Origin of the sequence: Marinobacter antarcticus (assembly GCF_011049865.1) — a bacterium.
GTDB classification, from domain to species: Bacteria; Pseudomonadota; Gammaproteobacteria; order Pseudomonadales; family Oleiphilaceae; genus Marinobacter; species Marinobacter antarcticus_A.
In genome coordinates this window covers 1-10,345 of the sequence record NZ_DRGY01000022.1, presented here as the reverse complement: position 1 = coordinate 10,345, position 10,345 = coordinate 1, and the positions used below count along the sequence as shown (strand labels likewise).

11 protein-coding genes and 1 pseudogene are annotated in these 10,345 nt (G+C 54.5%); 10 read left to right on the top strand and 2 right to left on the bottom strand.

Annotation, left to right across the window (positions count from 1 at the left end; translation table 11 throughout):
* Together ENI00_RS02525 and ENI00_RS02520 are read left to right on the top strand one after the other, a co-directional pair.
* Nucleotides 1-491: pseudogene (locus tag ENI00_RS02525) on the top strand (AMP-binding acetyl-CoA synthetase); the annotation flags it as partial.
* A gap of 20 nt (nucleotides 492-511) precedes the next feature.
* Nucleotides 512-1,003: a thioesterase domain-containing protein gene (locus ENI00_RS02520; protein ID WP_304098378.1), complete on the top strand. Its 492-nt coding sequence runs from the start codon at nucleotides 512-514 to the stop codon at nucleotides 1,001-1,003.
* A gap of 33 nt (nucleotides 1,004-1,036) precedes the next feature.
* Here the strand turns inward: ENI00_RS02520 and ENI00_RS02515 are convergent, their stop codons facing one another.
* A complete protein-coding gene (locus tag ENI00_RS02515) occupies nucleotides 1,037-2,725 on the bottom strand; it encodes an ABC transporter permease (RefSeq protein WP_304098375.1) in 1,689 nt (562 codons plus the stop codon).
* Between the two features lie 67 nt (nucleotides 2,726-2,792).
* Nucleotides 2,793-3,809 (bottom strand): Fe(3+) ABC transporter substrate-binding protein, encoded by a 1,017-nt coding sequence (locus tag ENI00_RS02510; RefSeq protein ID WP_304098373.1) that lies wholly within the window; start codon nucleotides 3,807-3,809, stop codon nucleotides 2,793-2,795.
* A gap of 256 nt (nucleotides 3,810-4,065) precedes the next feature.
* Between ENI00_RS02510 and ENI00_RS02505 the strand changes: the two genes are divergently transcribed.
* The 8 genes from ENI00_RS02505 to flgC all read left to right on the top strand — a co-directional run bounded on the left by ENI00_RS02505 (nucleotide 4,066) and on the right by flgC (nucleotide 10,253).
* Entirely contained in the window at nucleotides 4,066-4,341 is a 276-nt protein-coding gene (locus ENI00_RS02505) for a PilZ domain-containing protein (RefSeq protein WP_304098371.1), read from the top strand.
* Nucleotides 4,342-4,521: 180 nt separating this feature from the next.
* The gene (locus ENI00_RS02500) at nucleotides 4,522-5,805 is read left to right on the top strand and encodes an HD-GYP domain-containing protein (protein WP_304098368.1); all 1,284 of its coding nucleotides are present in this window, start codon (nucleotides 4,522-4,524) and stop codon (nucleotides 5,803-5,805) included.
* Between the two features lie 127 nt (nucleotides 5,806-5,932).
* The gene (locus ENI00_RS02495) at nucleotides 5,933-6,883 is read left to right on the top strand and encodes an ABC transporter ATP-binding protein (RefSeq protein WP_304098365.1); all 951 of its coding nucleotides are present in this window, start codon (nucleotides 5,933-5,935) and stop codon (nucleotides 6,881-6,883) included.
* Nucleotides 6,880-7,653, top strand: a complete 774-nt coding sequence (locus ENI00_RS02490; protein ID WP_304098362.1) for an ABC transporter permease — start codon at nucleotides 6,880-6,882, stop codon at nucleotides 7,651-7,653. Before ENI00_RS02495 ends, ENI00_RS02490 begins: the two co-directional genes overlap by 4 nt.
* Nucleotides 7,654-7,679: 26 nt before the next feature.
* Nucleotides 7,680-8,498, top strand: coding sequence for an NADPH-dependent 7-cyano-7-deazaguanine reductase QueF (gene queF / locus ENI00_RS02485; protein WP_304098358.1), 819 nt, complete (start codon nucleotides 7,680-7,682; stop codon nucleotides 8,496-8,498).
* Between the two features lie 83 nt (nucleotides 8,499-8,581).
* The gene (locus tag ENI00_RS02480; RefSeq protein WP_304098355.1) at nucleotides 8,582-9,148 is read left to right on the top strand and encodes a nitroreductase family protein; all 567 of its coding nucleotides are present in this window, start codon (nucleotides 8,582-8,584) and stop codon (nucleotides 9,146-9,148) included.
* Between the two features lie 222 nt (nucleotides 9,149-9,370).
* On the top strand, nucleotides 9,371-9,769 hold the full coding sequence (gene flgB / locus ENI00_RS02475; RefSeq protein ID WP_304098352.1) for a flagellar basal body rod protein FlgB: 399 nt from the start codon (nucleotides 9,371-9,373) through the stop codon (nucleotides 9,767-9,769).
* Between the two features lie 34 nt (nucleotides 9,770-9,803).
* Complete coding sequence (flgC, locus tag ENI00_RS02470; RefSeq protein WP_304098350.1) at nucleotides 9,804-10,253, top strand: flagellar basal body rod protein FlgC; 450 nt, start codon at nucleotides 9,804-9,806, stop codon at nucleotides 10,251-10,253.
* Nucleotides 10,254-10,345: the final 92 nt, after the last annotated feature.

The following is a 10,345-nucleotide window of genomic DNA, read 5'->3' as shown; positions in this document are numbered from 1 at the left end:
GTGAAACCTTTACTGACGACGGCTTTTTGAAAACCGGCGACAAAGGCGAAATTGACGAACTGGGGCGTTTGAAAATTACCGGCCGGATGAAGGAGATTTTTAAAACCAGCAAGGGCAAATACATTGCCCCCGCGCCCATCGAGAATCGCCTGATGGCACACCAGTCCATTGAAATGGTGTGTGTGTCTGGTGCCAACCAGATCCAGCCCTACGCAATGATTCAACTGGCAGAAGGTGTTCGACCAAAGATGGCCGATGCCGGTTTTCGCAAGGAGCTTGAGACCAGCCTGACCCAATTGGTCGATAGCGTGAATAAAACGGTGGACCCGCACGAGCAGTTAGCCTTTGTGATTATCATCAGTGATGAGTGGTCGATTGAAAACAGCTTCCTTACGCCAACGCTGAAGCTCAAGCGAAATCGGGTGGAAGACGCCTACGAAGGCAACGTGAATGAGTGGTATGCAAAGCGCCAGAAGGTGGTTTGGCAATAAAACATACCCAGGAGAAAGTAATGACTCAGCTTTCCGTATTCCAGAAGCGTATTCACGACGAGATTCCCCTGTCGCGTGCTCTGGGCATTGAATTGCATTCGTGGGATGGCAGCGCTCTGCTTTTGAGTGCGCCGCTGGAGCCTAACCGCAATCATCAGGGCACAGGTTTTGGCGGCAGTGTGTATTCGGTTGCTGTAACGGCCGCCTGGGGAGTCACGGAGCTTGCGCTGGCAGATCTCGGCCTAGAGGGCAGTGTGGTGGTGCAGAACGGGAGCATTGATTATCTTGAGCCGGTGAACTCGGATTTTTACGCCATTTGCCGGCTGCCGGGAGACGAAATTCCCGAGCGCTTCAGAAAGAGCCTGGCAAGGCACGGCAAAGGGCGGCTGGATTTAACCACAGAAGTGTTTTGTGGAACGCCCAACAGTTTGCCGCAGGTTGATCCGGTGGCCGTGTTTCAGGGCCGATTTGTGGTTCAGGATGCCCGCTCGAAAACGACGCCCCAGCTTTGAGAAGGGCGCTCGGCTGCATGAAGAGGAGCAGCCTCAGGCGATTGAGCGGGTGCTGGAGATTGACCGGCTCATCAGAATGATCGGAACAATACCCGCCAGAACAATGATGAGAGCCGGCAGCGCACTGTGATACAGGCGCTCATCGGAGGCAAACTGGTACACGTAGGTGGCCAGGGTTTCAAAGTTGAACGGCCGAAGTATCAGCGTGGCCGGTAGCTCTTTCATGCAGTCCACAAACACCACCAGGGCCGCCGTAATCAACGTGCCTCGAAGCATGGGCAAGTGCACTCTTACCAGGGTTTTACCGGGGCTGTTCCCGAGCGACCGCGCGGCCATATCCATACTCGGGGTGATCTTCTGAAGTGCACTCTCTACGCTACCGGCTGACACCGCCAAAAATCTCACGGTGTAGGCGAATACAATGGCGAAGGCCGAGCCGCTGAGTATCAAACCGGTGCTGACGTTGAATGTGTTTCGCATCAAGCTGTCCAGCCAGTTGTCAAATCCTGCCAGAGGCACAATAACCCCCACTGCCAGCACGGCCCCCGGCATGGCGTAGCCCAGGCTTGAAAGGCGCATGAGCACCTGCATTCCGCGAGTGTTATGAAGCCTGCGGCTGTAGGCCAGGGTAACGCCGATCAGCAGCGTGGTCAGTGCTGCGGTCCCGGAAAGAAACAGGCTGTTAAGCGTGTTACGCACAAACTCCGGGTTCCAGCTTTCATCAAAATACTCCCAGGCGTAAATACCAAGCGTTACCCCGGGAATAACAAAGCCGAGCAACACCGGCACCGCGCACACGGCCACGCAAACCAATTGCCGGGGAAAGGTCATGGTGAAGCGGCGAATCGGTTCGCGATTGTCTCTGGCCGCAAATTGCTGTTGTCGCCTCCGGGAATAGCGTTCCAGTGTGACCAGAATCACTACAAATATGAGCATTGTGGTGGCAATCTGCGCGGCGCCCCCGAGATTGCCGAGGTTCATCCAGGTGTCAAACAGGCCGGCGGTGAGCGTTTGCACGGCAAAGAAATCCACCGTTCCGAAATCGTTCAGTGTTTCCATCAACACCAGTGACAGGCCCACGGCAATGGCCGGTCGGGCGATGGGCAAAACCACCTTGAAAAACGTGCTCAGTGCGGAGTGCCCCAGGCTACGGCTGACCGAGAACAGCGAAGGGGACTGTTCTAAAAACGCTGCCCGGGAGAGAAGATAAACGTATGGGTAGAGCACCAGACCGATCATCAGCGTGGCGCCTTCCAGGCTGCGGATTTCGGGGAACCAGTAATCCGACGCGTTGGCCCAGCCAAACACCTCTCTCAGAGCGCCCTGAACCGGGCCGGCATAATCCAGAAGGCTGGTGTAAACATAGGCAATAACATACGCCGGCACAGCGAACGGCAACAGCATGGCCCATTCAAAGAATTTGCGCCCGGGGAACTCGCACATGGTGATGGCCCAGGCGGTAGACAGGCCAATGAACAGCGTAATGGCGCCCACGCCAACCATAAGCTTCAGGGTAGTCACAAGATAGCGGGGTAACGTGGTTTCCATCAGGTGTGGCCAGATATTTTCGTCAGGGAAAAAGGCCAGAAAAATGACGGATAGAACAGGCAAGGCGACGATGGCCGTTATGAGCAGTGCGCTGAAAAACCAGCGGCGTGAGGTGCCCTTTGCCAGCGGGGGCTGAGTCAGCGCGGGGTTAACGCTGGTTGCGGCCTCGCTCATAGGGGTCCTGTTGGTGAAATGGGTTGGATAGGAAGGCGAGGGCTGTTTGCGGCCCCCGCCGAGACCCTTACTCGCCGTCGTAGTCTACACGGTCAACCATTTTGACCGCCGCGTTACGATTTTCTGCGATGTCGTGCAGGGACAAGCTGTCTGGGTGCACTTCACCCCATTCGGCCACGAGCCCGGTGGGCTTTACGTTCGGGTTTGCGGGGTACTCGGTGTTGGCAGTGGCATATATGCTCTGGGCTTTGGGCGATGACAGAAATTCCATCAGCGTGATGGCGTTATCCCGGTTCGGGGCGCTTTTGGTCAGCGCAATGCCGCTTATATTGATGTGGGTGCCACGACCCTCTGCGTTCGGGAACACCAGGCGCACGGCTTCTGCCGCAGGGCGCAGATTGTCATCCTGCAGCATGTTGCCGTAGTAGTAGCTGTTGCCGATAGCGACATCACACACGCCCTCGGAAATCGCCTTTATCTGATCCGTGTCGCCGCCCTGGGGCCTGCGGGCCAGGTTGTCTTTGAGACCTTTTAGCCAGGTTTCAGTCTCGGCTTCGCCGTGATGCGCGATCATGGATGAGATCAGGGCAATGTTATAAGGATGCTTGCCACTGCGGGTGCAAATGCGGTTGTCCCACTTGTCATCGGCCAGTTGCTCGTACGTAGTGATTTCGCCTTCTTTAACGCGCTCTTTGGAGGTATAGATCAGCCGCGCCCGTGTGGTAAGGGCTATCCATTTGCCTTCAGGATGGCGCAGGTGCTCCGGAATATTTTTATTCAGAACGTCGTTGCCCACTCCCTGAACCAGATCGCGTTCAACAAGCTCGTTCAGGCGAGAAATGTCAACGGTCATAACCACATCTGCCGGGCTGTTGCGGCCCTCACGCTCAAGACGTTCAGCCAGGCCCTGTTTGGCAAATACGACGTTGCTTTTGATGCCGGTTTCTTCTTCAAACGCATTCAGAAGCGGTTCAAGCAAGTACGCCTGGCGGTAAGAATAGATGTTCACTTCGCCGTCTGCGGAGGCCGCAAGAGGAAGAGCTGTGAGGGCAATTGCCGCCGTTGCGACGAGTTTCATGCGCATGGTGCCATCCTTAGATGCTGCTGGTTGGGTTTGGGCCTGTGTTTAACAGTGGCTGTTTAGTCGTCGCTGTTTAATAATTACAAGGCTCCTAAAAACGCCAACCATTCTCATTTGTGTTACGCGTGAAGTCAATCTTCCCTTTGGCATACTTCCTGAAAAATGGTGCTATCCTTTGCAGTGCTCTATCTACGGGATAGGGTTCGTATAAACATACAGTGTTTACCATGTACCTGAGTGAAGAACAGGAACGTCGCAGATGGCTGTAGATGATCGCAGGGTGTACTGTCGCACGGCGATGAGTGCCAAAGTAAAAGTAAGCCACGAAGCACTCGGGGAGTTTGTTTTTTCAACCCGGGACATATCCGATGGTGGTGTGTTCATTGTGGTGGATAATGAGCCATTTGCGCTTGAACTCGGTGACAAAGTGAAGGTTCAAGTGCAGGGGTTGCCTGTCGAGGCGCCGGTGCTGGATATGGTGGTTGCTCGCAAAACCGTTGATGGCTTTGGTTTGCAGTTCGCTAACGCTGTGTGACGTCGGTCACATTGCCACAAATTGTTTCGGGTTGAAGGTTACCGTTACGGTTTGTCTTGTCATCGTTACTTCGAGATACCAAATTGTAATGGACTATTTCGACCAACCATAGAAAAATGGTAGCCATCAAAAGTGCGTATTCAGGGGTGAAACGTGGGCGTCTGTCAAAGGAAAGTTGAGGTGTGTGATCTGGAGGTTGGCATGTTTGTGTCCGATCTTGATCGGCCATGGCATCAAACACCTTTTCCCATTCAGGGCTTTCACATCCGCTCTCAGGATGACATCCGTGCGTTGGTGTCTCATTGTAAATGGGTTTCTATAGACATTGCAGAGACCCGGGATTCCGCTGCACTGACCAAAATTGCCGGCCCGGGTTTCGGTACAAAAACTCGCCGAAGGGGAGAAGGCCGGGAAGAACTGCGTCTTCCTCCGCTGAGCATCCGGGAGCCGGTTCGCTATCAGCCCATGACAACATTAAAGCGGGAAATGAAGGCATCGAAACACCTGCTTGAAGACGCTGGCGTTGCGCTGGAACGTTTGTACAAAGCGGTTGCCACCCAGGATATTCGAGACCTTCGGCCGGTTGCGGCCGTTATCAACAAAATGGTGAGCAGCGTTATACGTCAGCCGGATGCGTTGCTCTGGTTGAGCCGTATTCATCAGCACGATGATCATGTTTATCGCCATGCTCTTAACACGTCGGTCTGGGCGCTCGTGTGCGGGCGTCAACTTGGATTGAACGAAACCCTGCTGAACCACCTGGGTCTGGGATGCTTGTTGTCTCAGGTTGGTAAAACCCGGTTATCGGCTGACTTGCTGCGCCGGGAAGGCCAACTTGGCCCGGAAGACCACGCGCTTTACCGCACTTACGTTGTTAAAGGTATGGCAATGCTGGAAGACAGCGGCCTGTCACGTGCGGTTTTGAGCGTTGTGCAGGGGCATCGTGAACGACACAACGGCTCTGGTTTTCCGGAAGGCATTCGCGGCGACAGAATCCCGCTGCTTGCCAAAATTGCCGGGCTTGCCGAGTTTTTTGAATCGCTTATCGAGCCCAGAGTAAGCGTTGCCGAGCCGATGACGCCGGCGAAAGCGGTCACTCTGCTCTACGATATGCGAAACATCGAATTTCAGGATGGACTGGTCGAGAGCTTTATTCGCGCGATCGGTATTTACCCAACGGGTAGCCTGGTTGAATTGACCGACGGTCAACGCGGTATTGTTGTTTCCCATTCTGCCAAGCGCCGGTTGTGGCCGCGCGTTATGGTTATGACCGATCGCTATCATGAGCCGTTAAAAACGGCGCGGGTGGTTGATCTTGCAAAGCACAATGAGAGCAACACAACCGCTGAAATTCTCGCGATTAAGGAATGCCTTGCGCACGGAACCAAGGGGCTCGACCCTGCTGGTTTTGATGTAACCGGCGCGGAATCGCGCTGGAGTTTTTCACGGCTGATCAGCCGCTAATCCCGACCGACATTCTTTAACCCCCACCTCCGCGGCCTGTTTGGCCGCGTTTCAGCCTTGAAAAAGCCTGACGTGCCTCAATTAATGTATCTTTTCTGCAAATCGCTTTTTCGAATTGGAACCTGTTATGACCCATGCTCTGGAAATTGAGGGGCTCACCAAAACCTACGGCAGTGGATTTGAAGCTCTCAAGGGTATCGACCTCCGTGTGGCGCAAGGGGATTTCTTTGCGTTGCTGGGCCCCAACGGTGCCGGCAAATCAACCACGCTGGGCATTGTGTGTTCTCTGGTAACGAAATCGGCCGGCAACGTGAAGGTGTTTGGCTACGACATAGATACCCATCTCTCTGATGCGAAACTTCACCTGGGCGTTGTGCCTCAGGAGTTCAATTTCAATCAGTTCGAGAAGGTGTTCGACATTGTCACTATTCAGGCAGGCTATTACGGAATTCCCTTAAAAAAGGCCGCCGTATCGGCTGAGAAGTACCTCAAGAAACTTGGCCTTTGGGACAAGCGCAACACGCCGGCGCGCATGCTGTCCGGAGGCATGAAAAGACGCCTGATGATTGCCCGCGCTCTGGTGCACGAACCCAGATTGTTAATTCTGGACGAGCCTACCGCCGGCGTGGATATTGAACTGCGGCGGTCCATGTGGGCGTTTCTTGAAGAAATGAATCGCCAGGGCACAACCATCATTCTTACCACGCATTATCTGGAAGAAGCCGAAGCCTTGTGCCGGAATATCGCCATTATTGATCACGGCCGCATCATTCGGAACACCAGTAAGAGGGAACTATTGCAGCAGCTCAGCCTTGAAACGTTTCTGCTCGACGCAGAGACAGCGCTGGACAACGTGCCCGAACTGGAAGGCTTCTCATGTCGGCTGGACGACGAAGGCGTGCTTGAGGTAGATGTTCATAAAGGCCAGGCGCTCAACGATGTGTTCCTGCAACTGGGCCAGCAAGGAATAAAGGTTGTCAGTATGCGAACCAAGGCCAACCGGCTGGAAGAATTGTTCATCCGGATGGTGGAGCACAATGCGCCAACGGCAGAGGAAACAACGGAGGGCAGGGCATGAATGCGCAGGCGCTGTTTACCGCTTACAGCACGATTGTGCTGCGGGAAATTCGCAGGTTTACCCGGATATGGCCCCAAACGTTGCTTCCACCCGCGGTGACCATGACGCTGTATTTTATTATCTTCGGGAACCTGATCGGCTCGAGAATCGGCGACATGGGCGGTTTCGACTATATGTCGTTCATCGTGCCCGGGCTGATCATGATGGCGGTGATCACCAGCTCTTACGCGAACGTGGTGTCGTCGTTTTTCTCGATGAAGTTTCAGCGCAGTGTTGAAGAATTGCTGGTATCGCCTGTGCCTAACTGGATTATTCTGGCTGGCTACGTCACCGGGGGAATGGCCCGTGGTTTGGGCATCGGCTTTATCGTCACGCTGTTGTCTCTGGCGTTTACGCGCCTGGAGATTCACAACCTGCCCATGGTGGTGATTACGGTATTTTTAACGTCGGCACTGTTTGCGGTGGGTGGTTTCATCAACGCGCTGCTGGCAACCAAGTTTGACGATGTCTCCATTGTGCCCACCTTCATTCTGACACCGCTCACGTACCTTGGAGGGGTGTTTTACAGCATCGATATGCTGCCCGATTTCTGGCAGAGCGTGTCGATGGTGAACCCGATTCTGTATATGGTGAACGGCTTCCGGTTTGGCATACTCGGTGTGTCTGATGTGAACCCGTTTGTGTCCCTTGGGATGATTGTCATCTTTATTACGGTGCTGTCTTTCGTTGCGCTTAAATTGCTTGAGCGCGGAAAGGGCATTCGCCACTGATCTCAGGACTATCTTCAGGAACTACTATGGCTCTGGATAACGCGCCGCTTGGCAAAACCAGCGACTACCCGGATCGCTATGATCCCGCTCTGCTTTTCCCGGTAGCCCGTGAAGAAAATCGCCGTCGTATCGGCCTGGAAGACGGTCGTTGGCCTTGGTTCGGCGGCGATCTGTGGCAAGCCTGGGAGATTTCCTGGCTGCGCCCCGGCGGCATTCCCGATCTGGCGTGGGCGGAAATCCGGTTTCCTGCCGCCTCGCCTTCGATTGTTGAATCCAAATCGCTCAAGCTCTATTTGAACTCCCTGAATCAGACGGTGTTTTCGTCTGCGGATCAGGTGGTTGAAACCATCACGCGAGACCTGTCCGGTGTCAGCCAGGCCGCGGTGCAGGTTCGCTTTCTCAGCGTGGACGATTCCGCAGCTGTTACCGGGCGCCCGCCGGGTTATGAGCTGATTGATAACGAGCCGGTAGACGATGTGGTGTATGACTATGCACCCGAGTCGCTGTCGGCTTCCGGGCCAGTCGTGACCGAACAGCTTTGCTCACATTTGTTGAAGAGCAACTGCCCGGTGACCGGCCAGCCGGATTGGGGAACCGTGCTGATTCGCTACACAGGGCCCGCTGTTGATCGTGCGGGCTTGTTGCGATACATCGTGAGTTTCCGTCAGAAACAGGATTTTCACGAGCACTGCGTCGAGACGCTGTTCATTGATCTGTTGCACCTGTGCCAGCCGCAAAGCCTGACGGTGTGTGCCCGCTACACTCGCCGTGGTGGCCTTGATATTAATCCCTGGCGAAGCACAGAGCCTGAAGAGCAGGTTGGCTCCAGGTTGATTCGGCAGTGAGATCGTTGGATGCCTTGAATCCATCATTCACCGGGTTTGCGTGAGCACCCTTCAACCGGATTCGGTAAAAGGACAAAATTGATATGAGTTCAGTGACTGACTTTTTGCTCAACAGGGCGTCTGAGCCAAAGCTGGCAGCCCCGGCGCCTGATGCTGCAACGCTCGAAAGCGCCTTTGCCTGCGCATCCCGCGCACCAGATCATGCGCTGCTACGCCCGTGGCGGTATCTGGTAATTGAAGGCGATGGTCTGAGCGCGTTGGGCGAGCTATTCGCCGCCGGGTACTCTGAAAAGAATGACAAGAGTGATGAGAAGAAGCTGGAGAAAATACGCAATAAAGCGCAGCGTGCTCCGATGATTATTGTTGGCATTGCGTCACTGAAAAACCATAAAAAAGTCCCCGACGTTGAGCAGCTACTCTCAGCCGGCGCGAGCATGAGCTATCTTGGGTTGGCGCTGGAAGATGCCGGTTTCGGCGTTATGTGGCGCACCGGCGAGTTAGCCTACCATCCGGTGGTTATGGAAGGGCTCGGCCTGGAAGAAGGGGAGTCGATAACCGGCTTTCTTTACACCGGTACGGTGTTGTCTACCAAACCTGCGATTTCCAGGCCAGAGCTGGCCGAATTTGTCGCCCCCTGGCCGGCGCAATAAACACGGGTGTTCCGGGCTGTTTTCATGGAGGAAACAGCTTGCCGCTTTGCTCACAAATTGCCGCTCCTTCTATTCCTTTCCTACCCGTTTCCCATCGGTAACCGGCTGTAATGGCCCGAATTCACCGGGCTTTCAAAATCTGGCATCAGCATTGCTTTAGTTCTGCCATAGAACAATACCGGCCAAGCTTCAGACGACCGGTAACGGAATTTCGGAGGTTGTATGGCGATCACGTTTGATAAAGCTCTTGGCATTCACCAACACGCGTTGGAGGCTCGTGTACAGCGGGCTGAAATTCTGGCGAACAATATGGCCAACGCCGATACGCCGGGCTTTAAGGCGCGGGATCTGGACTTTCAGGCCATGATGCAGAAGGCTCAGGACAGCATGAGTGGCTTCAGCATGGAGAAAACCCAAGAGGGCCATATGGACATTTCAGGGGGCGCCGGAGATTCCGATTTGCTGTACCGGGTACCCAACCAGCCCTCGGTCGATGGCAATACGGTAGACGCCCAGGCAGAGCAAACCCGATTCATGCGTAACGCGATGGATTACCAGGCCAGCTTCCAGTTTCTTAACAGCAAATTTGCCGGCATGACCAAAGCCTTGAAAGGCGAGTAATCCGCGGTTTCACGACGAGTGAAGGAGAATCAATATGTCACTGGGCAACATTTTTGATATCGCCGGTTCCGGCATGACAGCGCAGTCGCTGAGGCTGAATACGACCGCTTCAAACATTGCCAACGCAGAAACGGCGAGTTCCAGCACAGACTCAACGTATCGCGCGCGGAAGCCGGTTTTCTCGGCGATTCAGCAGTCGATGCTGAATCCCGACCAGCAGGGCTTTGGTATGCAGGACAGCGAAAACGCAGGTGCGGGCGTTCGCGTTGACGGCATTGTTGAAAGCGATGCCGAACTGCAGATGCGCTACGAACCCAGTCATCCCGCCGCCAATGAAGACGGTTATGTGTTCTACCCCAATGTGAATGTGGTGGAAGAGATGGCAGATATGATGTCGTCTTCACGAAGCTTTCAGATGAATGTGGACATTATGAACACGGCCAAATCCATGATGCAGCGCATACTGACACTTGGTCAGAAGTAACGGGGCGAGGACCGAATCATGAGTGCAATTAACGCAACAGAAGCCCCTGACGTACTGGGCCGGTACAGAACCCAGCAGGATGGCGCCAACGG

What these genes read in the sequence shown, in the direction of transcription:
- ENI00_RS02510 (WP_304098373.1), bottom strand. Translation starts at nt 3,809, where the DNA reads ATGCGCATGAAACTCGTCGCAACGGCGGCAATTGCCCTCACAGCTCTT.
- ENI00_RS02490 (WP_304098362.1), top strand. Translation starts at nt 6,880, where the DNA reads ATGAATGCGCAGGCGCTGTTTACCGCTTACAGCACGATTGTGCTGCGG.
- ENI00_RS02515 (WP_304098375.1), bottom strand. Translation starts at nt 2,725, where the DNA reads ATGAGCGAGGCCGCAACCAGCGTTAACCCCGCGCTGACTCAGCCCCCG.
- queF (WP_304098358.1), top strand. Translation starts at nt 7,680, where the DNA reads ATGGCTCTGGATAACGCGCCGCTTGGCAAAACCAGCGACTACCCGGAT.
- flgB (WP_304098352.1), top strand. Translation starts at nt 9,371, where the DNA reads ATGGCGATCACGTTTGATAAAGCTCTTGGCATTCACCAACACGCGTTG.
- flgC (WP_304098350.1), top strand. Translation starts at nt 9,804, where the DNA reads ATGTCACTGGGCAACATTTTTGATATCGCCGGTTCCGGCATGACAGCG.
- ENI00_RS02520 (WP_304098378.1), top strand. Translation starts at nt 512, where the DNA reads ATGACTCAGCTTTCCGTATTCCAGAAGCGTATTCACGACGAGATTCCC.
- ENI00_RS02495 (WP_304098365.1), top strand. Translation starts at nt 5,933, where the DNA reads ATGACCCATGCTCTGGAAATTGAGGGGCTCACCAAAACCTACGGCAGT.
- ENI00_RS02505 (WP_304098371.1), top strand. Translation starts at nt 4,066, where the DNA reads ATGGCTGTAGATGATCGCAGGGTGTACTGTCGCACGGCGATGAGTGCC.
- ENI00_RS02480 (WP_304098355.1), top strand. Translation starts at nt 8,582, where the DNA reads ATGAGTTCAGTGACTGACTTTTTGCTCAACAGGGCGTCTGAGCCAAAG.